Origin of the sequence: Rhodococcus sp. HM1, from assembly GCF_023218075.1 — a bacterium.
Lineage (GTDB): Bacteria > Actinomycetota > Actinomycetes > Mycobacteriales > Mycobacteriaceae > Rhodococcus.
Map to the genome: position 1 here is coordinate 1 of NZ_JALPTB010000073.1, position 22238 is coordinate 22238.

At 68.1% G+C, this 22238-nt stretch carries 23 protein-coding genes; 16 read left to right on the forward strand and 7 right to left on the reverse strand.

Going from position 1 to position 22238, the window contains the following annotated elements; translation table 11 throughout:
* The 9 genes from M1M07_RS26935 to M1M07_RS26975 all read left to right on the forward strand — a co-directional run.
* Positions 1-148, forward strand: a 148-nt coding sequence (locus tag M1M07_RS26935; protein WP_248676167.1) for an acyl-CoA dehydrogenase family protein, incomplete at its 5' end; no start/stop codon positions are given.
* 72 nt (positions 149-220) lie between these two features.
* A complete protein-coding gene (locus M1M07_RS26940; protein WP_248676151.1) occupies positions 221-1282 on the forward strand; it encodes an acyl-CoA dehydrogenase family protein in 1062 nt (353 codons plus the stop codon).
* Positions 1267-2418, forward strand: coding sequence for an acyl-CoA dehydrogenase family protein (locus M1M07_RS26945; protein WP_248676152.1), 1152 nt, complete (start codon positions 1267-1269; stop codon positions 2416-2418). Before M1M07_RS26940 ends, M1M07_RS26945 begins: the two co-directional genes overlap by 16 nt.
* 14 nt (positions 2419-2432) lie before the next feature.
* Positions 2433-3452: a bifunctional MaoC family dehydratase N-terminal/OB-fold nucleic acid binding domain-containing protein gene (locus M1M07_RS26950; protein ID WP_248676153.1), complete on the forward strand. Its 1020-nt coding sequence runs from the start codon at positions 2433-2435 to the stop codon at positions 3450-3452.
* Positions 3449-3853 (forward strand): MaoC family dehydratase, encoded by a 405-nt coding sequence (locus M1M07_RS26955; RefSeq protein WP_248676154.1) that lies wholly within the window; start codon positions 3449-3451, stop codon positions 3851-3853. Before M1M07_RS26950 ends, M1M07_RS26955 begins: the two co-directional genes overlap by 4 nt.
* The gene (locus tag M1M07_RS26960; RefSeq protein ID WP_248676155.1) at positions 3850-5022 is read left to right on the forward strand and encodes a lipid-transfer protein; all 1173 of its coding nucleotides are present in this window, start codon (positions 3850-3852) and stop codon (positions 5020-5022) included. The genes M1M07_RS26955 and M1M07_RS26960 overlap by 4 nt, the downstream gene beginning before the upstream one ends.
* Before the next feature lie 92 nt (positions 5023-5114).
* Positions 5115-5951, forward strand: a complete 837-nt coding sequence (locus tag M1M07_RS26965) for a mycofactocin-coupled SDR family oxidoreductase (RefSeq protein WP_197251670.1) — start codon at positions 5115-5117, stop codon at positions 5949-5951.
* 170 nt (positions 5952-6121) lie between these two features.
* Positions 6122-7534: a DUF2252 domain-containing protein gene (locus M1M07_RS26970; RefSeq protein WP_197251669.1), complete on the forward strand. Its 1413-nt coding sequence runs from the start codon at positions 6122-6124 to the stop codon at positions 7532-7534.
* Positions 7535-7655: 121 nt separating this feature from the next.
* Complete coding sequence (locus M1M07_RS26975; RefSeq protein WP_248676156.1) at positions 7656-8048, forward strand: SHOCT domain-containing protein; 393 nt, start codon at positions 7656-7658, stop codon at positions 8046-8048.
* 150 nt (positions 8049-8198) lie between these two features.
* On the opposite strand, the gene M1M07_RS26980 is transcribed toward M1M07_RS26975, so the two are convergent.
* Together M1M07_RS26980 and M1M07_RS26985 are read right to left on the reverse strand one after the other, a co-directional pair.
* Positions 8199-8489: an SHOCT domain-containing protein gene (locus M1M07_RS26980; RefSeq protein WP_197251667.1), complete on the reverse strand. Its 291-nt coding sequence runs from the start codon at positions 8487-8489 to the stop codon at positions 8199-8201.
* Positions 8490-8538: 49 nt separating this feature from the next.
* The gene (locus M1M07_RS26985; RefSeq protein WP_197251666.1) at positions 8539-8988 is read right to left on the reverse strand and encodes a DUF6325 family protein; all 450 of its coding nucleotides are present in this window, start codon (positions 8986-8988) and stop codon (positions 8539-8541) included.
* 253 nt (positions 8989-9241) lie between these two features.
* Here M1M07_RS26985 and M1M07_RS26990 point away from each other — a divergent pair, with 253 nt between their 5' ends.
* From M1M07_RS26990 to M1M07_RS27015, 6 genes are all read left to right on the forward strand, one after another.
* Positions 9242-9667, forward strand: a complete 426-nt coding sequence (locus M1M07_RS26990; RefSeq protein WP_197251665.1) for a hypothetical protein — start codon at positions 9242-9244, stop codon at positions 9665-9667.
* 10 nt (positions 9668-9677) lie between these two features.
* Positions 9678-11111: a hypothetical protein gene (locus tag M1M07_RS26995; RefSeq protein ID WP_197251664.1), complete on the forward strand. Its 1434-nt coding sequence runs from the start codon at positions 9678-9680 to the stop codon at positions 11109-11111.
* Between the two features lie 6 nt (positions 11112-11117).
* Positions 11118-12455 (forward strand): diacylglycerol kinase family protein, encoded by a 1338-nt coding sequence (locus tag M1M07_RS27000; protein WP_248676157.1) that lies wholly within the window; start codon positions 11118-11120, stop codon positions 12453-12455.
* A gap of 72 nt (positions 12456-12527) precedes the next feature.
* Positions 12528-13343: an SDR family oxidoreductase gene (locus M1M07_RS27005; protein WP_248676168.1), complete on the forward strand. Its 816-nt coding sequence runs from the start codon at positions 12528-12530 to the stop codon at positions 13341-13343.
* Between the two features lie 83 nt (positions 13344-13426).
* On the forward strand, positions 13427-14401 hold the full coding sequence (locus tag M1M07_RS27010) for an ATP-binding cassette domain-containing protein (protein WP_197251662.1): 975 nt from the start codon (positions 13427-13429) through the stop codon (positions 14399-14401).
* Positions 14398-15201, forward strand: a complete 804-nt coding sequence (locus tag M1M07_RS27015; RefSeq protein WP_248676158.1) for an ABC transporter permease — start codon at positions 14398-14400, stop codon at positions 15199-15201. The genes M1M07_RS27010 and M1M07_RS27015 overlap by 4 nt, the downstream gene beginning before the upstream one ends.
* Positions 15202-15210: 9 nt before the next feature.
* Here M1M07_RS27015 and M1M07_RS27020 read toward each other — a convergent pair whose 3' ends face one another.
* Positions 15211-15600, reverse strand: coding sequence for a TIGR02611 family protein (locus M1M07_RS27020; RefSeq protein WP_248676169.1), 390 nt, complete (start codon positions 15598-15600; stop codon positions 15211-15213).
* 258 nt (positions 15601-15858) lie between these two features.
* Between M1M07_RS27020 and M1M07_RS27025 the strand changes: the two genes are divergently transcribed.
* Positions 15859-18450 carry an AMP-binding protein gene (locus tag M1M07_RS27025; RefSeq protein WP_248676159.1) on the forward strand — a complete coding sequence of 864 codons (2592 nt, stop codon included), beginning with the start codon at positions 15859-15861 and terminating at the stop codon, positions 18448-18450.
* Here the strand turns inward: M1M07_RS27025 and M1M07_RS27030 are convergent.
* From M1M07_RS27030 to M1M07_RS27045, 4 genes are all read right to left on the reverse strand, one after another.
* The gene (locus tag M1M07_RS27030; protein WP_197251677.1) at positions 18431-18802 is read right to left on the reverse strand and encodes a VOC family protein; all 372 of its coding nucleotides are present in this window, start codon (positions 18800-18802) and stop codon (positions 18431-18433) included. The genes M1M07_RS27025 and M1M07_RS27030 overlap by 20 nt on opposite strands.
* 214 nt (positions 18803-19016) lie before the next feature.
* Positions 19017-19352: a hypothetical protein gene (locus M1M07_RS27035; protein ID WP_231610354.1), complete on the reverse strand. Its 336-nt coding sequence runs from the start codon at positions 19350-19352 to the stop codon at positions 19017-19019.
* Between the two features lie 211 nt (positions 19353-19563).
* Complete coding sequence (locus M1M07_RS27040) at positions 19564-21309, reverse strand: cholesterol oxidase substrate-binding domain-containing protein (protein WP_248676160.1); 1746 nt, start codon at positions 21307-21309, stop codon at positions 19564-19566.
* A gap of 44 nt (positions 21310-21353) precedes the next feature.
* Positions 21354-22214, reverse strand: a complete 861-nt coding sequence (locus M1M07_RS27045; RefSeq protein WP_248676161.1) for a MaoC/PaaZ C-terminal domain-containing protein — start codon at positions 22212-22214, stop codon at positions 21354-21356.
* Positions 22215-22238: the final 24 nt, after the last annotated feature.

A 22238-nucleotide genomic window follows, 5' to 3' on the forward strand; every position in this document is an offset into this window, starting at 1 on the left:
GGCGATGGACCTGGCGGGGGAGGCCGGGTGGGTCGAGGGTCCGCTCAGCCGCGAATTCCTCAACACGCGCTGCCTGACCATCGCCGGCGGCACCGAACAGATCCTCCTCAGCCTGGCCGCCGAACGTCTGCTGGGGCTGCCCCGGTGACCGGGACTTGCACTGCTCGGACCCGCTCAGCGGTGCTACAACGTGGCACACGTTCTAATCGAAGGTGGAATTGTGGACTTCGCACGTGACGAGACGCAGGAGGCGGTGGCGGAAGTCGCCGTCGACCTGCTCGCCCGCGACCTGACCGCAGACGACCTGTGGTCCGCGCTCGCCGGCGCCGATCTGCTCGCGCTGGCCCTACCCGAACGCCTCGGCGGCGCCGGACTCGGTGTCGGTGAGGTCGCGACGGTACTGACCGAGATCGGCCGCAAGGCCGCCCCGGTCCCGGCCCTGGCCACGCTCGGCTTCGGGGTACTGCCCGTCGTCGCGCTGGCCACCGACGAGCAGCAGGACGCGCTGCTCGCCGACGTCCCGGGCGGGGCCGTGCTCACCGCGGCACTGTCCGAGCAGGGCCGGCCGTTCCCGGCCGCGCCGGCCGCGACCGCGGTGCCCGTGGACGGCGGCCACGCGGTCACCGGCTACTTCGTCGCGGTCCCGTATGCCGCGACCGCGCGGCACATCCTGGTGCCCACCGACGCCGGTGTCGTCGCCGTCGACGCGAGCGCCGACGGTGTCACCGCGACCGCGAGCCCCTCCGCCGCGGGGAGCCCCGAGTTCTCGGTGCGGTTCGACGGCGCGGTCGGCACACTCCTCGGTGACGGCACGGATCCGGCCGCCGACGTCGCGGTCCTGTCCCGCCTCGCACTCGCGTCGATCGGTGCATACGCGGACGGACTGCTCGACGGGGCAACGGCATTGACCGCCGAACACCTGAGCACGCGCCATCAGTTCGGCAAGCCGCTCGCGACCTTCCAGGCCGTGGCCCAGGAGATCGCCGACGTCTACGTCACCGCGCGCACCCTGCACGTCGCGGCGCTCGCGTCGACCTGGCGCGTCGCTCACGACGGGGCCCGTTCGGCGGCGGTGGACGACGATCTGGACGTCACCGCCTACTGGATCGCCGAGGAGCTGCCGCCCGCGATGCGGGTGCTGCACCACCTGCACGGTGGCATCGGGGTCGACGTGACCTACCCGCTGCACCGCTATTCCTCGACCGCCAAGGATCTGGCGCGCCTGATCGGCGGCGCCTCGTACCGACTCGACCTCGTGGGGGCCCGGTGTTCATCGATCTGACCGACGAGCAGCGCGCGCTGCAGGCGGAACTGCGAACCTACTTCGCGGATCTCATCTCCCCGGAGGAGGCCGCGATCATGCGCACGGAGCGGCACGGCCCCACCTACCGTGAGGTCATCCGCCGCATGGGCAAGGACGGCTGGCTCGGCGTGGGCTGGCCGAAGGAATTCGGCGGCCGCGGGTTCGGCGAGATCGAACAGCAGATCTTCGCGAACGAAGCGGTGCGCGCCGACGTCCCGCTGCCGAGCGTGACGCTGCAGACCGTCGGACCGACCCTGCAGGTGTACGGCACCGAGGAGCAGAAGCGGAAGTTCCTGCCCGCCATCCTCTCCGGCGAGGTGCACTTCGCGATCGGCTACTCCGAACCGGAGGCCGGCACCGACCTGGCCGCGCTGCGCACCAGCGCCGTGCGCGACGGCGACACCTATATCGTCAACGGCCAGAAGATCTTCACCACCGGCGGCCACGACGCCGACTACATCTGGCTCGCGGTGCGTACCGGTCCCGCCGACTCGCGGCACCGCGGCATCTCGATCCTCATCGTCGACACCACCGATCCGGGTTTCAGCTGGACCCCGATCATCACGTGCGACGGTGCCCACCACGTCAACGCGACCTACTACAGCGATGTGCGGGTCCCGGCGAACATGCTTGTGGGAGAAGAGAACAAGGGCTGGAAGCTGATCACCACCCAGCTCAACCACGAGCGCGTCATGCTCGGACCGGCCGGCAAGGTCGGCGGACTCTACGATCACGTCGCTGCGTGGGCGAAGACGCACGATCTGCTGGGCGAACCCGACGTGCGCCGCGCGCTCGGGGAGATCCACGCGACCTTCCGCCTCAACGAACTGCTCAACTGGCAGGTCGCGGCCAGCGAATCCGAGGCCGTGGACATCGCGGACGCGTCGGCGACCAAGGTGTTCGCCACCGAACGCATCCAGCGGGTCGGCCGGCTCGCCGAGGAGATCGTCGGGCGCTACGGCGATCCCGCCGATCCCGAAACGGGCGAACTGCTGAGCTGGCTGGACATGCAGATCAAGCGGAACCTCGTCATCACCTTCGGTGGTGGTGTCAATGAGGTGATGCGCGAACTGATCGCGACTGCGGGCCTGGGCATGCCCCGGGTTCCGCGGTGAGGGAAGGGATTTCGATGACGACACCCGAGGAGATCCTCGCCGCCGCGGAACGGGTTCGCAGTGACGGGCCGTCGAAGCCCCGCGCCGGACGCGACCCGGTGAACATGCCGATGATCCGCAACTGGCTCGAGGCGATCGGCGACGAGAACCCGATCTACACCGACCCCGACGCCGCGGTCGCGGCCGGGCACGGCGGGCTGGTCGCACCGCCGGCGATGGCCCAGGTGTGGACGATGCGCGGACTCGGCGCCAAGCGCGAGGAGGACGATCCGCTCGGCCGGATGACCAACATCCTCGACGAGGCCGGCTACACCTCCGTGGTCGCGACGAACTGCGACCAGATCTACCACCGCTACCTGCGGCCCGGTGAAGAGGTCACGATCGAGTCCACCCTCGAGGACGTGGTGGGCCCGAAGAAGACCGGTCTCGGCGAGGGCTGGTTCTTCACGACCCGCAACATCTGGAAGGTCGGCGACGAGATCGTCGCCGAAATGCTGTTCCGCATCCTGAAATTCGCGCCACCCGCCAAGGAAGCGCCTGCGGCCGCGGCCGCACCGGCGGTGCCGGAGGACCTCGACCCGACCCGGCTGCTGCGTCCCTCCGCGTCGCCGGACTCGCAGTTCTTCTGGGACGGAGTCGCCGCGCACGAGCTGCGCATCCAGCGCCGGCCGGACGGGTCCCTGCAGCATCCCCCGGTTCCCGCGCTGTGGCTCGACAAGACCGAAACCACCGACTACGTCGTGGCATCCGGTCGCGGCACCGTCTTCAGCTACGTCGTGCACCACGCACCGAAGGTGCCGGGCCGGTCGCTGCCGTTTGTCGTGGCGCTGGTCGAGCTGGAGGAGGGCAGCGGGGGCGAGCGCAGCGACGAGGGAAGTATCCGCATGCTCGGTGAGTTGCGTGGTGTCGATCCCGCCGACGTGCACATCGGCATGCCCGTCGAGGTGACCTACCTCGACTTCCCGGGCGACGACGAGACCGGCGGCGCACCGTGGACGCTCTACGCCTGGACCCCCCGTCAGGAGACCGCATGAACACCGCGACCGTGACCGTGGGCGAGACCCTGCCCGCGCTGTCCGTCTACGGCGACCCGACCTTCATCGTGTCGAGCGCGCTGGCCACCCGGGACTTCCAGGATGTCCACCACGACCGTGACCTCGCCCGGAAAAAGGGTTCGAAGGACATCTTCGTCAACATCCTCACCGACACCGGCCTGGTGCAGCGTTACGTCACCGACTGGGCCGGTCCCCGCGCCGTGATCAAGTCGATCTCGCTGCGGCTCGGGGTGCCCTGGTACGCGTACGACACGCTGAACCTGACGGGCACCGTCGCGTCCGTCGACGACGGCCTGATCACTCTGGACATCGTGGGCAGCAACAGCCTCGGTAACCACATCAACGCCAAGGCCGCCCTCGTGATCGGAGGTACCGCATGAGCGGGCTGTCCCGCCGCGCCGCCATCGTCGGCATCGGCGCCACCGACTTCTCCAAGGACTCCGGCCGCAGCGAGCTGCGCCTCGCCGCCGAAGCGGTGCGTGCCGCCCTCGACGACGCCGGGCTGCGCCCCGAGGACGTCGACGGCCTCACCTCGTTCACGATGGACACCAACACCGAGGTCGCGGTCGCGCGGTCGGTGGGGATCCCGAGCCTGAAGTTCTTCTCGCGCATCCATTACGGCGGCGGCGCCGCGTGCGCGACGGTGCAGCAGGCCGCGATGGCGGTGGCCACCGGTGTCGCCGACGTCGTCGTCGCCTACCGCGCGTTCAACGAACGCTCGGGCGCCCGCTTCGGTCAGGTCAACTCGGCGCTGGCCACGCAGGTCAACTCGTCGGGCACCGACAACGCGTTCTCCTACCCGCACGGTCTGAGCACCCCGGCATCGTTCGTCGCGATGGTCGCGCAGCGGTACATGCACGTCACCGGCGCGACCAGCGCCGACTTCGGTGCGGTCGCGGTCGCGGACCGCAAGCACGCCGCCACCAACCCGAACGCGTTCTTCTACGGCAAGCCGATCACGCTCGAGGACCACCAGAACTCGCGGTGGATCGCCGAGCCGCTGCACCTGCTCGACTGTTGCCAGGAGTCGGACGGCGGTGTCGCGATCGTGGTGACCAGCCCGGAACGCGCGAAGGACCTGAAGCAGGCGCCGGTGCTGATCGCCGGTGCGGCCCAGGGCAGCGCGGAGGACCAGTTCATCATGACCAGCTACTACCGCGACGGGTTGACGGGTCTGCCGGAGATGGGGATCGTCGGCAACCAGTTGTGGGAGCAGTCCGGTCTGACGCCGCAGGACATGCAGACGGCGGTGCTCTACGACCACTTCACCCCGTACGTGCTCATGCAGCTCGAGGAGCTCGGATTCTGCAAGCCCGGCGAGGCGAGGGACTTCGTCGCGGACGGTGGCATCGAACTGGGCGGGCACCTGCCGCTCAACACGCACGGCGGCCAACTCGGCGAGGCGTACATCCACGGCATGAACGGCATCGCCGAGGCGGTGCGTCAGATCCGCGGCACCTCGGTCAATCAGGTACCCGACGTCGAGAACGCACTCGTCACCGCGGGCACCGGCGTACCGACCTCGGGGCTCGTTCTGTCCCGCGGATAGCTTCGCCGTCGGTTCGGTGAGTGGGATCGGTTCTGGTGGGACCGATCCCACTCGCGTATCGATGGTCAGGTAGCCGACGCACAGGAGTGGACGTGAACGAATTCGAGGGCAAGGTCGCGCTGATCACCGGCGGGGCGCGCGGGCAGGGCCGCTCGCACGCCGTCGCGTTCGCCGAGCGCGGCGCCGACGTGGTGATCTGCGATCGCTGCGAGAACAGCGACGCGGTGTTCTACCCGCTGGCGACCGACGACGACCTCGCGGAAACCGTGCGGCTGGTCGAGGCCACCGGCCGGCGCGTCATCGCCGAGAAGCTCGACACTGCCGACCGCGGCGCCCTCGACAAGCTCGTCGCTCGCGCCACCGACGAATTCGGCCGCGTCGACATCGCGGTCGCCAACGCCGGGGTCTCCGTCGCGGCGCCTGTACAGGTGATGCCGCAGAACATGTGGGACGAGGCGATCTCGTCGAACCTCACGGGCGTGTTCAACACCATCGGAGCGGTCGCACCCGGGATGATCGAGCGCGGCTACGGCCGGATCGTGACGATCTCCTCGATGCTCGGCCGGGCCGGTAACACGAACATGGCGGCCTACAGCGCCTCCAAGTGGGGTGTCATCGGCCTGACGAAGAGTGCTGCCCTCGACCTCGCGCAGCACGGGATCACCGTCAATGCCGTTGCTCCCGGCAACATCTCGACCCCGATGATCCACAACGACTTCCTGTACGGCATGCTGCGCCCCGACCTCGAGAAACCGACCGCCGAGGATGTGGCCCCGGTGTTCACGTCCCTGCACGCACAGCCGGTGCCGTGGCTCGATCCCGAGGAGATCACCCGGGTCGTGCTGTTCTTCGCCGCCGAGGCCGCCGCACACATCAGCGGCACCGTTCTGCCCGTCGACGCGGGCAACGCTGCACGGGTGACCGGCTGATCTCTTCTGCCGAGCGGTTGTGCCGATCGGTGCGTCGTTCACCGGGCTGCGGCGCCGCGAGCGGGATACCGTAAAGGACGTCGGCGGCGGTGCCGGCACCCGCATTCCGATTGCCGGACGCCCGGCCGAGTGGACCGGAACGAACGGCTCGGCCGCTCGGAGGATCAGCCATGACGCAAACGAACGGGCACGTCGTCCATCACCCCACACACGAGGAGCGCGTCGAGACCGGTCTCGCGGCGCGGCGCGCCACCCCGATCGCCGCACTCGCCGAGGTCTCACCCGACGAGGCGCGCGATCCCATGGCGTTGCTCCAGCGGCAGGCGGCGACCCGGATACCGCAACTGGTCCCGGTCCGGTACGGGCGGATGTCCAGTTCCCCGTTCGCGTTCTACCGCGGCGCGGCCCTGGTGATGGCGGACGATCTGTCGCGCACCCCGAACAGCGGACTGCACTGCCAGTTGTGCGGGGACGCGCACCTGAGCAACTTCGGGCTCTATGCCACACCCGAACGGAAACTCGCGTTCGACGTCAACGACTTCGACGAGACCTATCCGGGTCCGTTCGAATGGGACGTCAAACGGCTTGTCGCGAGCCTCGCGGTCGCGGCCCGCGACAACGGGTTCACCGGTAAGGACCGCAAACGGATCACCCGGGCGTGCGTCGCGGAATACCGCGAGACGATGCTCGCCCAGGCCGAGCGAGGGAACCTCGCGGTCTGGTACGCGCACGTCGAGCCGTCCACCGAACTCGTGGAACTGCGTGACGAACTCGATTCGACGATGAAGAAGCGCACCCGCAAACTCATCGAGAAATCGATGACCCGCGACAGCGTGCAGGCGCTCGGAAAACTCACGACGATCGTCGACGGCAAACGCCGGATCATCAGCGCGCCACCGCTCATCGTCCCGATCGAGGAGGTCTTCGCCGACCTCGACACCGAATTGATCTACAAAGAGCTGCACGAACGCCTCCGGTCCTATCGGTCGACCCTGCAGTGGGACCGTCGCGTCCTGCTCGAGCAGTTCGAATTCGTGCAGGCCGCCCGCAAGGTGGTCGGCGTCGGCAGTGTCGGCACCCGCGCCTGGATCATGCTGCTCCGCGGCCGGGACGACGATGACCCGTTGTTTCTGCAGGCCAAGGAAGCCCAGCGATCGGTGCTCGCAGACTATGTCGACGGCCCGACCTTCGAGAACGAAGGTGAACGCGTCGTCAACGGTCAGCGGCTCATGCAGGCCGCGAGCGACATCTTCCTCGGCTGGCAGGCGGGCGTGGGCGCGGACGGAGTGCAGCGCGACTTCTACATCCGGCAACTCCGCGACGGCAAGGGCTCGGCGGTCATCGAGGCGATGACCCCGACGGGAATGGCGTTGTACGGCAGGTTGTGCGGCCGGGTGCTCGCCTACGGGCACGCGCGGTCGAGCGACCGCGTCGCGATCGCCACCTACCTCGGCCCCGGCACGGAGTTCGACGAGGCGATCGCAGAATTCGCGGAGCTGTATTCCCAGCGCAACAAGAACGACAGAAAGCTGCTCCTCGCTGCGATCGACGCGGGCAGGGTGAGTGCCCGGGCGGGAATCTGAGAAGACTCGACCGCCAATTTTGGCGAACTGCACGGAATTCCGCTGCGCGCGGGAGCAAGATATCCGGAGAATCCTCCGCTGGAGGATTCGTTCGCCCTGCGCACTCGGAAAGGTGCACGTCATGGATTCGTTTTGGGATTACGTGTGGTACACGATCGTAGTGTTCGCCTTCGTGGCGTACCTGATCGTGCTGTTCCAGATCCTGGTCGACCTGTTCCGGGATCACACCGTCTCCGGCTGGGTCAAGGCGGTGTGGGTGATCGTGCTGGTGCTGTTCCCGTACCTGAGCGCGTTCATCTATCTGATCGTCCGGGGCCGGGGCATGGCCGAGCGTGCGCGTGCAGCGCAGGTCGAAGCCAAGCAGGCCACCGATCAGTACATCAGGGAGGTCGCGGGAAAGTCACCCGCCGAAAGTATTTCGGAGGCCAAGTCGCTCCTGGACTCGGGAGTGATCACCGAGGCGGAGTTCCAGCAGCTCAAGGCGCACGCACTGGGTAAGACGGCCACGAGCTGACGGGTCGGCCAGCCGAACCCGGCGCGCTCACCTTCCGAATGTTTCCCCCGAGCGCACAACCCCCTCATTTTCCGAGCGAACGTACCGTTCGGTTCCGTAGATCGACGGAACGTACCGTTCGCTCGGAAAAGAGGGGGAGCGCACGACGAGTCAGCCGGCGAGGATTCGGGCCTTCTCGGCTTCGAACTCGGCCTCGGTGAGCACACCCTGGGCCTTCAGCTCGCCGAGTTGTTTCAGCGCCTCGAGCCGGTCGACGCCACCCGAGGACTGGGGTGGAGGTGGCGGCGGAGGTGCAGCTTGCTGTTGCTGCGCACGGGCGTACTCTTCCTGTTCCTGCCGAGCCCAGCGCTGACCTTGCCGGCGCGAGACACGATTCGACACGGACGTCGCGGTTCCCGCGATCACGGCGGTCCGGGCGACGCCGCGGAGCAATCCGGGCATGGTTCAACCTTTCTCTGGATGTACGGTTCCTGTCGGCCCTGGAACTCGGTCAGCTCTTGGCTTCGAGCGCGTCGAGTGATGCCAGGATGCCCTGCACCGGCACCCGTCCCGAGGCGACGAGCTGAGCCCCGTTGTGGCGCAACTTTGCCGCCAACGGTGCGGCCCAGGTGTTCTCGTAGATCAGGACGGCCGCCGAGCACCCCGGTTCCAGCGCCTCACCGGCCTCGGCGAGGTCGGTTTCGTCGAGCAGCCCGGAGTACGCTTCGGCGAACAGTGTCACGTCGAAGTCTCCTTGGAGCCCGACGTCGGTGATGTCGATCCCGGACACGGAACCGTCGGCGCCCTTCTGGACGAACTCGAGGTCCAGCACGCGAATGATGCCGCGCTCGACGAGGTCGATCAGCAGGGGCAGGGCGGAGCCGTCCGGAGGCCGGTCGGCGGGAAATTCGATGACGAGATAGTCGATGGGCCCCATCTCGTCGACTTCGGTACCGGTCACGGTGGTCTCTTTTCGTGAGGACGGGTACAGCGTTTCGACCCCCTCGACGATAGCTCTCCGCGCCGGTCTCCGGCCCTGTTTCCGCTGGCAGGCGGGATCTCGTCGGTATCCCGTGGGGGCCGGTGCAATTCCGGGATCGTCGGCACCGCGCGTCGGTCGGGAGACGAGTTCGGGAGTTGATCTTCAAACTCGTGCCGAGAATGCGAACCGCGCGCATACTACCGATACCACTCACCTCGTGAAAGGGACTCCCATGTCCGAAGATGTGCGTGTCAATCCGGAGGCCGGCAGCGTGAAGCAGGGAATCGCTGCGGGCACCTCCATTGGAGCCGCGGTGATCCTCGTGACCCTCGGCATCATCTCCCTCTTCCAGGGAATCGCCGCCGTCGCCGAGGACGAAGTGTTCGTTCGTGGTGTCGAATACATGTACAAGCTCGATTTCACCAGCTGGGGCTGGATCCACATCGTTCTCGGCGTCCTCATGATCCTCGTGGGGATCGCGCTGATGGCGGGCCAGACGTGGGCGCGGGTCACCGCAGTCATCATCGCGGCATTGTCGATCATCGCGAACTTCCTGTGGCTGCCGTACTACCCGTGGTGGTCGATCCTGATCATCGCGCTGAACATCGTGGTGATCTGGGCCGTGTCGACGTGGAACCCCCGAGTCGATTACTACTAGACACACGACGATGACATCGGGTATCGGCCCGACCGGATCGGGGGTCCCGGACGGCCCGCTCGCCTCGGGCGAGCGGGCCGAACTGGAGCGACTGCGCGCCGAGGTCGCGACCCTACGGTCGAAGGCCGCGGAGGTTCCCGCCGCGGGCGCGCCCCCGGAGCGGAAGCCTCGCCATGCGCTGCGATGGACGGCGGTGGCGATCCTGACCGTCCTGGTCGGAGTCCTGTCGATCGCCACGGTGACAGCACGTTTCGTGCGCGGCGAGGTTCTCGATACCGACCGGTACGTCACCACTGTCGCCCCGTTGGCGTCGGATCCGGCGATCCAGAATCAGATCGCCAACTCCGTCACCGACGAGATCTTCGACCGGGTCGACGTCCAGCAGCTCACGGCGGACGCCCTGTCGGCACTCACCGACCTGGTGCCGGCAGCCGAGAACGCGCCGCGTCTCGATCGCGCGATCGACGGGCTGGCGCCGGTGATCGCCGGACAGGCACGCAGTTTCGTCAACGAAACGGTGTTGTCGCTGGTGCGCAGCGATCAGTTCGACGACCTGTGGATCCAAGCGAACCGGGCCGCCCACAACGGGCTGGTCGCGGTCGTGACGGGCGATGTCGGGCCGTCGTCCGTGACGGTGGACGAGTCCGGCACCGTCAGCATCTCGCTGGGGACGGTCATCGACAACGTCAAGGCACGCCTGATCGATCGGGGCTTCACGTTCGCGGAGAAGATCCCCACGATCGACAAGCAGTTCGTCCTCTTCCAGTCACCGGATCTCGTTCGTGCGCAACGCGCGGTGTCCGCGCTGGACAAGGCAGCCGACATCCTGCCGTGGGTCACGATCGCAGCGGCCGTGGCCGCAGTGGTGGTCGCACCGACGGGCCGCCGCCTACGCGCCCTCGCGTTCGTGGGCGTCGCCCTGGCGATCGGGATGTTCGTGCTCGCCGTCGGTCTGATCATCGGGCGCGCAATATATCTCGACCAGATTCCTCCGGACGTCCTGTCTCCCGACGCCGCCTCCACACTCATCGACACGGTGCTCGTGCCGCTCCGGGCCGCACTGCGCGGTGTCGCCGTCCTCGGCCTGGTGATCGCGGTGGCCGCGTACCTGACCGGTGGTTCGGCCTCTGCCACCGCGGTGCGCCGCGGATTCGGTCGCGGACTGGACACCCTGCAGCGAGCACGTCGCACACGCCCGCCCAACGAAGTCGAACTGTGGGTGGCTCGGGCCCGAGTTCCGTTGCGGGTGGCGATCGTTGCGATCGGTGCGGTGCTGCTGATGTTCTGGCGGTACCCCACGGGCATGGTGGTCGTGTGGATCGTGATCGGTGTGCTCCTCGCGCTGCTGGTGCTCGAAGTGTTCGTGCGTCCGGTGCGGATGTGGCAGGAACAGTCCGGTCGCGACGCAGCGGCGGACGTCGACGCAGACGCACCGAGCGGGTGACCGATCGTGTCCGCCGTCGTCGACGAAATTCCGGGCGCGGCACGCTGGTGGGCGCGCGCCGCGGCGCTCTGTGTGCTCGTCGCGATCGTCCTGCCGATCGCCGAGGCGGGTGTGGGCGGTGCGGTACTGCTCGTGGTCGTGGGAATCGCCGGGGTCGCGATCACCCTCGCGGCGATCTATTGGTTCCTGTCCCGGCGTGGAGCGGTGAGGGCGGCGGCGCTCGTTCTCGCCGTCGTCGTGCCGATCGCGGTGCTGGCGCTGTACATCCACCAGAGACACCTGTGGGTCGTGGTCGTCGCAGGGGTTTTCGTGGCACTCGCCCTCGTGTGCGCGCGTGCAGCGCTGCGCATCCACCACGACGAGACCGGGCAGCCCGAATATCCTGCAGCGCCGGTGGAGAAGCCGTTCCTGGTGATGAATCCGCGTTCCGGCGGCGGGAAGGTGGTGAAGTTCGATCTGCAGCGCAAGGCCGAGGCGCTGGGCGCCACGGTGGCGTTGCTCGACGGACCCGAACCCATCGACGTCGAGGCGCTGGCGCTCGAGGCCGTCGCACGCGGAGCCGATCTGCTGGGGGTCGCCGGCGGTGACGGCACCCAGGCACTCGTGGCGGGTATCGCCGCAGCGCACGATATTCCGTTCCTGGTGATCAGCGCCGGGACCCGCAACCATTTCGCACTCGATCTCGGTCTGGATCGCGACGACCCCGCCGCCGGCCTCGACGCACTGCGCGACGGCGTCGAACTGCGTGTCGATCTCGGCGACATCAACGGCCGCACGTTCGTCAACAACGCGTCGTTCGGGGTGTATGCCGACATCGTGCAGAGCCCGAACTATCGAGACGACAAGACCGGGACCGTGCTGGACATGCTGCCGGATCTGCTCGCCGGTGACGGCAGGGCTCGCCTGCGCGCCCGCATCGACGGGGAACTCGTGGACGGTCCCCAGGCGATCCTGGTCAGCAACGGCCCGTACACCACCGACGATCTGGCCGGGATGGGCCGGCGCACCAGGCTGGACCGGGGCCGGCTCGGAGTCGTGGCGATCTCGGTGTCCAGCGCCCGGCAGGCGGTCGGTCTGCTCAATCGGGCGCGCAGCCGAGGACTCGTGCAGCGCACCGCCACCGAGGTGGTCGTCGACGCCGACACCCCCGACATCCCGGTCGGCGTCGACGGTGAGGCCCTGCGACTGCCCACACCGGTCCGGTGCACGATCACCCCGGGTGCCCTGCGCGTGCGGGTTCCCCGGAACCGGCCGGGGGTCCGTCTGGCCGCACCCGCCCTGGACTGGGTGCGTCTGCGCGAATTGGCTCTGCCCCGCCGTCGGACCTCCCCGGTCGCGCGGTGACGCTCCCAGCCCGTGGGGTTCAGGTACGTTCGTCCGTTGGGCAGGGACGAACATCGTCGTGAAGGGGTCAATGTGCAGGTCGAGGGCAAAGTTGCGGTCGTCACCGGGGCGGGAGGCGGCATCGGTGCCGCGATCGCGGGAAGTCTCGTCGCGGCGGGGGCGAAGGTTCTCCTCGCGGACCTAGACGGCGATGCCGTGCATCGGGTCGCGTCCGAACTCGACCCCACCGGGAAGGGTTCGGCACTGGGTGTGCGGGCCGACGTGGCCGACAACGGCGAGATCCGCGACCTCCTCGACCGTGCGGAGCGCGAATTGGGTCCGGTGGCACTGTATTTCGCGAACGCCGGGATCACCGGCGCGCCCGGTCTCGACGCCGACGAATCCGTGTGGGACCGCGCGTTCGACGTGAACATCCGCGCCCACGTGCGCGCCGCACAGTTGCTCGTGCCGAGATGGCTCGACCGCGGCGAGGGCTATTTCGTGTCCACCGCATCCGCAGCCGGCCTGCTGACGCAGATCGGATCGGCCACCTATTCGGTGACCAAGCACGCCGCCGTCGGATTTGCGGAGTGGCTGTCGGTTACATACGGCGACAAGGGAATTCGTGTGTCGTGCCTGTGTCCGATGGGAGTCGAGACCGCGTTGTTGCGGGAAGGGGAGCGGTCCGGGACCGGGCTCGGCGACATGGCGACCCGCGCCGTCACCTCCGCGGGGAAGGTCCTCGAGCCCTCCGAGGTGGCGGAGGTCGTCCTCGCCGCGATCGCGGAGGAGCACTTCCTGATCCTGCCGCATCCCGAAGTGCTCGACATGTACCGCTACAAGGGTGCCGACTACGACCGCTGGATCTCCGGGATGCGCAGGTTCCAGGCGAAGCTCGCGGACGGCTGAGCGGCGCCCGCGCAGAAAATCGGTCGCGACTTGTCGGTGTCGTCGGGCAGACTGGGCGGCACACGACGGTCAGGGGAGGGCCGATGGTCGATGCCATAGTCGCAGAAGGATTGATCAAGACATACGGGAAGGTCACCGCGCTCGACGGCGTCGACCTCCGGGTCCCCGAGGGCACGGTGACCGCGCTGCTCGGACCGAACGGCGCGGGCAAGACCACCACCGTGCGGGTGCTGACCACGCTGCTGGTGCCGGACTCCGGTCGTGCCCAGGTCGCCGGCTACGACGTCGTCGCCGACGCCCGCACCCTGCGCTCGCATATCGGGGCGTCCGGCCAGTACGCGGCGGTCGACGAGTACCTGACCGGATTCGAGAATCTGGAGATGGTGGGCCGGCTCTACCACCTCGGCGCCAGACGTAGCCGGGAACGTGCCCGTGAACTGCTCGAACGCTTCGATCTCGTGGAGGCGGGCGACCGCCCCGTCAAGGGATATTCCGGAGGCATGCGCCGACGCCTCGACCTCGCGGGTGCCCTCGTCGCAGAACCCCCGGTGCTGTTCCTCGACGAGCCCACCACGGGTCTAGATCCCCGCGCTCGGCTCGGGCTGTGGGAGGTGATCGAACAGCTGGTGGCGCGCGGCACGACGCTGCTGCTCACCACGCAGTACATGGAGGAAGCGGAACGGCTCGCCGACGAGATCGCCGTGATCGACCACGGCAGGGTGATCGCCGAGGGGACAGCCGACGAACTCAAGAGTCTCGTGGGCAGCGAGCGCATCGAACTGGGGATCCCCGACCAGGCGGACCGCGAGGTCGCCGTGCGGGAACTTGCGTCCGTCGCGGCCGGTGAGATCCAGGTCGACGGTGGCGCGGGAACGCTCACGGTGCCGATCGGGTCGTCCGACGGCGGCGGCGCCGAAGCCCTCGTCGCCGCGCTGGGCAAGCTGTCCGCTGCGGAGGTGCGTGTCGTGGATGTGGCGTTGCGCAAACCGACGCTCGACGACGTGTTTCTCACGCTGACCGGCCACGAGGCCGAGGACGAGAAGGAGGTGGCGCGGTGAACTCGGTGCAGATGGTCGCGTCCGACGGCCTCACCATCGCCAAACGCAACGTCATCAAGATCAAGCGTGTGCCCGACCTGATCGTGTTCACGATCCTCTCGCCGATCATGTTCGTGTTGCTGTTCGCGTACGTGTTCGGCAGCGCCATCGAGATCCCGGGCATGTCGTACCGGGAATTCCTCATCGCGGGCATCTTCACGCAGACCGTGATCTTCGGGTCCACATGGACCGGTCTGGGAATGGTCGAGGACCTGCAGAAGGGCATCATCGACCGGTTCCGCTCCCTGCCGATGGCTCCGTCCGCCGTGCTCATCGGCCGGACCACGACCGACGTGCTCATCAACGTGGTGAGCCTGGTCGTGATGTCGTTGACCGGTCTCGTGGTGGGCTGGCGCATCAACACGTCACTGGGCGAGGCCGCGGCCGGATATCTGCTGCTGTTGCTGTTCGCCTACGCGTTGTCGTGGGTCATGGCGGTCATCGGTATGTGGATCCGCACGCCGGAGGTGTTCAACAACGCGAGTTTCATGGTGATCTTCCCGTTGTCGTTCATCGCCAACACCTTCGTCGACCCGTCGTCGATGCCGCCGCTGTTACGCACGATCGCAGAGTGGAATCCGATGTCCGCGCTGACGCAGGCGGTGCGTGAGCTGTTCGGGAACACGAACCCGATGATGCCGACGCCCGACGTGTGGCCGTTGCAGAACCCGATCCTGGCCTCACTGCTGTGGACGGCCCTGATGTTGATCGTGTTCGTGCCCTTGGCGATCCACCGCTACCAGAAGGCCGTCAGCCGCTGAGGCGGCCGATCACAGCGGGCTGTCCATCCACGAGTACTCGAGGCCGGCCCAGCCGCCGACGAGGCCGAACGTTCCCAGCAGCCACAGTGTCGTGAGCACGACGACGCCGGTGCCGAGCGCGCCGGCGCCGCGCACGACCCTCGACTGGCGGGAGAACCAGGCCATGAACCGGTCGTAGCGGGTGCGCACGCCGTGCAGGGTCCGATGCGCCCATGCGAACTCCGAGGCGAGGATGCCGAGCCCGGCGAACACGATCAGCCACCCGGGGCCGGGATAGGGGATCGCGACGACGCCGAGGACCAGCACGATCGTTCCGACCATGGCCACCGTGACCCGGTAGGTCGTGTTCAGGGTGGGTCGTGCCGCGATGTGTTCGCGCAGACGATGCAGGCGGTCCATGATCGACGGCGGCGAGTCCGCTGACTCGTCCCGTTCACTGTTCACGAGCGCTCCGGGCTTGTTTCTCATCGGTCGCCTCGTTCGTTGGCGACCGGGTTCTCAGTCCCACTGTACCGGCGCCCGCTGGGCGCGGACGGGGGCAATCGGGGTGCTGCGGCTACGGCTCCTACCGTGAAGCTCCTGGTCAGCGGCTCAGCGGTGTCGCGCACACCCTCCCAGCCCTGTCCTTGGGTTTGCCTTCCCTTATAGACTTTCGCGGTGCTTTCCCGTTCCATCGAGCTCGTCGAGTGCTCGCGGGTGCCGTTCGCCTCGGGCCTCGCCGCTCACGGGGAACGGACCGCGCTCATCGTCGACGGCCGCGACATCTCCTACCGTGAACTGGCCGAGCGGGTCGATGCCGTCGCCCGCCGGCTCGGCTCGACCCGCCGCCTCGTCCTGATCACCGGCGCCAATGCCCTCGACCCGATCGTCGCCTACCTGGCGGCACTGGCATCCGGCCATCCGGTGCTGCTGGTGCCCGGCGGCAACGGCGATGCCCTCGCCGGGATGATCGAGACCTATCGTCCCGACGTCGTGGTCGACGACGGCCGTTTCGACGAACTCGCGCCCGGCACGACCCACGATCTGCATCCGGACCTGGCGCTGTTGCTGAGCACCTCCGGATCCACCGGTTCACCCAAACTGGTACGCCTGTCCCACAACAACGTTCAGGCCAATGCGGAGGCGATCGCCGGCTACCTCGGAATCCGGGACACCGACCGCGCCGTCACGACGCTGCCGATGCACTACTGCTACGGGTTGTCGGTGCTGCACAGTCACCTGCTGCGCGGCGCGGGGGTGGTGCTCACCGACCGGTCCGTCACGGAACCGGAATTCTGGGACCTCGTCCGCGACCATCGCGTCAGCGCGCTCGCCGGCGTCCCCTACATGTTCGACCTGCTCGATCGCGTCGGTTTCGCCGACATGGACCTCGAGCACCTGCGCTACGTCACGCAGGCCGGGGGCAGGCTCGATCCCGAGCGGGTACGCGGATACGCCGCGCTCGGACGACGCCGCGGCTTCGACTTCTTCGTCATGTACGGGCAGACCGAAGCCACCGCCCGCATGGCGTATCTGCCGCCGGAACTGACGGCGCAGTATCCGGACACCATCGGCATCCCGGTTCCCGGCGGCTCGTTCCGCATCGATCCGGTCCCCGAGGGTGAGGACGGGGCCGGTGAACTCGTCTACGCCGGACCGAACGTCATGCTCGGCTACGCGACCACCCCCGGCGACCTCGCGTCGGGAAGGGTCGTCGACGAACTGCGCACCGGGGACCTGGCCGTGCGTACCGAGGCGGGGTTGTATCGCATCGTCGGACGCCGGTCCCGCTTCGCCAAACTGTTCGGTCTGCGCATCGATCTGCAGCGGGTCGACGCAGCGCTCGCCGCTCACGGTCTGGTCGCGTGCTGCGCCGGCGGCGACGAGCAGCTGATCGTCGCGGTCGTCGACGCCGACCCGCGGCACGTCCGGGGGCTCGCCGCCCGGGCGAGTGGGCTGCCCGAGTCTGCCGTGCGGGTGGTCCCGGTCGCGGACCTGCCGCGCACCGAGAACGGCAAACCCGACTTCCGTGCCGTCGCCGCCCTCGCCGACCGCGCACCGGACGAACCGCTCGCCGGTGCCGGCCCGGTCGATCTGTCGCGGCTGCGCGCGCTCTACGCGGAGATTCTCGCCACCGACGAGGTCACCGACGACAGCACCTTCGTCGACCTCGGCGGGGACTCGCTCACCTATGTGCGGATGTCGGTGCGGCTCGAGAAGCTTCTGGGGAACCTGCCCGCCGACTGGCACACCACTCCGCTCCGCGAGCTGGCCACCGAGACCCGGCGGCCCCGGCGCGGGTTGCGCACAGTCGAGACGAACGTACTGATCCGTGCGCTGGCAATCGTCTTCATCGTCGGTTCGCATCTGCACCTGTTCGAGCTCGTCGGCGGTGCGCACGTGCTGCTCGCCGCCGCCGGGTACAACTTCGCGCGGTTCAACCTGGCGGGATCGCGCAGCGCCCGGTTCCGGCACACGCTGGCGTCCGTCGCGCGGATCGCACTGCCCAGCATGGTGTGGATCGGTGGGGTCGTGTCCGTCACCGGGATTCATCCGGTGAGCAGTGTGTTTCTCCTCAACGGTGTGTTCGGTCCCGACGCCTGGACCCGCGAGTGGCGGTACTGGTTCGTCGAGGCGCTGGTGTACATCGTGCTCGCGGTCGCCGTGCTGCTCGCGATCCCGTGGGTCGACGAACGGGAACGCCGATTCCCGTTCGCGTTTCCGCTGGTGCTCGTGGCGGCGGGGCTGCTCACCCGCTACCAGGTGATCGGACCGGACACCCCGACCAGCCAGATCCTCGCGTCGTACGTGGTGTTCTGGCTGTTCCCGCTCGGCTGGGCGGCGGCACGCGCGACCGCCGTGTGGCAGCGGGTCGTGGTGAGTGCGATCGCGCTCGCGACGGTGCCGGGCTTCTTCCACGACGAGCCCGAGCGAACCGCACTGGTCCTCGGCGGATTGCTGCTGTTCGTCTGGATTCCGCGCATGTGGTGGCCGGCGTTGCTCGTCCGCCCGATGGAGGTGCTGGCGAGCGCGTCGCTGTTTATCTACCTGACGCACTTCACCGTCTACCCCTACCTGCGGGACATCGACCCGTGGTTCGCGTTCGGTGCGTCGCTGGTGGTCGGGATCGCCTACCAGCAGCTGTGGGTCGGCCTGGGGTGGCTGTGGGCCAAGTGGCGGTTCCGCTCGTCCGGCACCTCCGCCGATCCCGGCCGGGCACCCACCGGGCGCCCGGCCGAGACAGCGGCCGTCACAGGTACGGACGGGTGATCAGCTCGATCGCGTGACCGGACGGGTCCTTGAAATAGACGCCGCGCCCGCCGTGCTCGGTGTTGGTTTCTCCGGGGCGTTGCATGTGCGCGTCGGCCCAGTGCTCGATTCCGGCGTCGAGCAGACGCCGGTATGCACGGTCGAACAGCTCGTCGTCGATCAGGAACGCGTAGTGCTGCATCTGGATCTCGACCGGTGGTTCGGCGAACTGGAGCAGCACGCCGTCGTCGAGCTGGATGTTGGTGAACACGCCCCAGGAGGGTGCTTCATCGACTTCCAGTAGCTCGCGGAAGAAACGCGCGGACTCCTCGCGGTCGCGGGAGCCCGGCCCGCGGTCAGCGCTCCACCGGATCGCCTATCCGTGTGTGGCGCAATGCCGTCCCGGTGTTCACACGGGGCACTCTACTCCCGTCAGGCCCAGGCGGCACCGGGTCGCGCAGCGGATCGGCACCGTGCCCCAACTGCCGCTTCGTGTTTCGCATCGGTAAGGACCCCGGTGACGGTGGACGGCGAACAGAACCGATCGCGGCAGGCCGGGTGCCTGCCGCGATCGGGGATGGTCTCGGTCAGTAGGGGAGCGGCGCAGGCTGCCAGGTGGACACCGCCCAGATGACGACGACGTCCAGCGCGATGATCAGGACCGACCACCACGGGTAGTACGGCAACCACATGAAATTCACCAGGATCGACAGTGCCGCGAGAATGATCGCGGCCATGCGCGCCCAGGTCGCTCCCGTCAGCAGGACGAGACCCACGACGATGAGCACCACTCCGAACACGATGTGGATCCAGCCCCACGTCGTGAAGTCGAACTTGAACGTGTACTCCACGCCCACCACGAACAACTCGTTCTCGGCGACCGCGGCGATGCCCTGCAAGAGTTGCAGGATGCCGACGGTCATGAGAATGACGGCTGCCGCGATGGACGTTCCCGCAGCAACTTTCTGTTTGGTGCTTCCCCGATCGACGGGCACATCATCGGACACGGCAGTCACCTTCCAGTCGACTGTGCTTCCCGGAACGCTATTGTGCGCGCCGAGCCGGTCGTCACGGTGCGGTTTCTGTGATCTTCATCCGTTTCCGGGCGTGCGCCGTGCGTTCACGGCAGCAGTGTCACGGCAGTAGCCGGTCCAGGAAGCTGTTGCTGAACACGCGATGCGGATCGAGCCGGTTGAACACCTGCCGTGCCGAATCCCAGTTCTCGTGCGCCGGGACGCCCTGCCGGTAGGTGTCGGGAAGCGCCCCGGCGAGAATCGAATCGTCGGTGTACGGACGCTCGGGCCCGAACGCCCAGCCCTTCGACCATTCGGGGCGGAAGGTGGAATCGCCACCGGCGAAACGCTGCCGCATCCACTGCTCCATCTCGCGGTAGAACGCGAACATGCCGGGGGTGCCCGGGACGCCGAGCACGTTCAGCCAGATGGCGGTGTCCCATTCGGGGTGGTCGGGGCGGGGCCGCATCGCCGAGATCGTCGGTGGGCCCGCCGACGGCACCCGCACGTCGTCGGGCTGATCGAGCCCACAGCAACGGATTTCGACAGGCCCGTTGAGCGGGTACTGCCCCAGCGACCGGTAATGCTCGATCCGTTCGTGGAACCAGTGGGTGAAGTCGTGGATCACGTTGGCGATGTTGGCGCGGCTGGTGAGCACCGCGCCACCGCCCTCGGTCAGCCGGAGCGTGGTGGCCTTGATGTAGAACTGCAGGTCCTTCGACCAGCCCCAGATGTCGCTCGCGTTCGACGCGGCGAGCCCCGCGACCGTCACACCGTAGTAGGCCTGCCCGAACGCCGGTGCGATGGAAGTGTTTCCGGCGGTGATCTGCCCGAGCATGTCGGTGATCGGCTCGGGGACGTTGTCGGAGAACGGATAGTTGTACGGTCCGAAGACCTCGCGGGATTCGGTGGGCTTCTCGGGGGCGATCGACCACACCTTCATCCACGGCTTGTCCGTGAACGGATACCAGATGGCCTCCGCGCGGCCGTCGCTGCGAATGAACGATTCGAACGTGCGGCCGTCGGCGCCGGCCGGCGCGAACAGTTCCCGCCAGTCGATGTCGGTGTAGCTGCGGCAGCGCATCCGCGTGTTCGGACCGGCCTGCATCGTCACCGAGGTGACGAAGGTGCGGCCGAGATTGGTGAGCAGCGCCGTGATGTCGGAGTCGGAGCGGCGGAAGGTGCGCAGACCGTATTCGCTGCCCGTCCACACCACCGCGGTCATCTCCGTGACCAGGTTGCTCAGCGAACCGAACGTGTGGCCCGGCACCGGTTCCTCACCGTCGGCGGGGAGCGCGGCTCCGTGCGCGTCGACGGCGAGCGATCCGGCGATCGAAAGAACGCCCGGCGCGGGAAGATTCGCCCACCCCAGCCCGTGCTCCTGGAGTGCGGTGGTGATCGCGTCGAGAGTGGCTCCGGCGCCGGCGGTCACCGTGGCGGGGTCACCGCCCGGCTGCACGCTCACCCCGTTCAGATGAACCATGGTGTCCGCGAGGATCACCCGGTCCACCGACGCCCCGTTGACGACGGTCAGGGGCGTCCAGCCGTGCATCGCGCCGCGCGGCCGGATCGTGTAACCGTGCGCGTGTGCCCAGTTGGCCAAGCGGACAACGTCTTCCGGGCTCGTCGGCGTACACGTCCAGACGGCGTCCAGCATGATCTCCTTGGACCAGTTCTGATACGCCTGCTGGAACAGTGCGATGCCCTCGGGGAATTGTGGGGGAGCGGGCAGCGTGGCGCCCGACGATCCGAACGGCACAGCATGGGCTGGAGCCCAGCCCCCCAGGGCGGTGGCAGCGAGGGCGCCTGCCCCGGCGGCGAGGAAACCCCGCCGGGACAGACGCAGCGACTCGTCACGAATCGTCATGCAGGATCCGCTTTCTCGATGGGAAAAGGAGATCGAACAGGAGGTTATGCGATGGTGAGAACCACGTCGGCGAGTGCCGGAGCGAGATCGCGTTCGACGACGGCCGCGGTGATCAGCAGTCGATCGCCGTCGCGCCAGATCCGGACGCGCAGCGTCTCGCCCGGGAAGACCACACCGGCGAACCGTGCCCGGAAACCCTTGACGCGGGCGGCATCACCGCCGAGGATGGCGTCGGTCGCCGCCTTGCACACGATGCCGTAGGTGCACAGGCCGTGCAGGATCGGCGCGGGGAAGCCCGCCCCCTTCGCGAATTCCGGATCCGAGTGCAGGGGATTGCGGTCGCCGCACAGGCGGTACAGCAGCGCCTGCTGCGGCAGCGTCGGGACGTCCACCTCGACATCCGGTTCGCGGTCCGGCAGCTCGACGGACTCCGACGGCCCGCGCTCGCCACCGAAACCGCCCTCGCCGCGCGCGAAGATCGACGACCGTGCGGTCCACAGCGGGTTGCCGTCGGGATCCACCGTGGTCGATTCCTGCACGATCACCGCGGCCTTGCCCTTGTCCCACACCTCGGCGATGCGAGTGGTGGTGCGGCCCTTGCCGTCGGCCGGGATCGGCGCGTGCACGACGACCTCCTGGCTGCCGTGCACGACCTTCGCCAGGTCGATCTCGACGCCGGGGAACGACACCTTCGGCGGTTCCACGGCGTGGAAGGTCGCGGCGACGGTCGCGAACGTCGGCAGCACCTGCGACCGGCCGTCGCTGAGGTAGCGCAGTTCGGCCGGGTCGGTGGGGCAGGAGCCTGCGCCGATTCCCAGGTGGTAGAGCTGAACCTCGCTGCTGGTCCAGGAGAAATCCTGGGAGGGCAGTTCGGCGCCGATCGCGACGGAGGGGTCGATGGGCACGCGGGATCCTTTCTGACCGGCCGC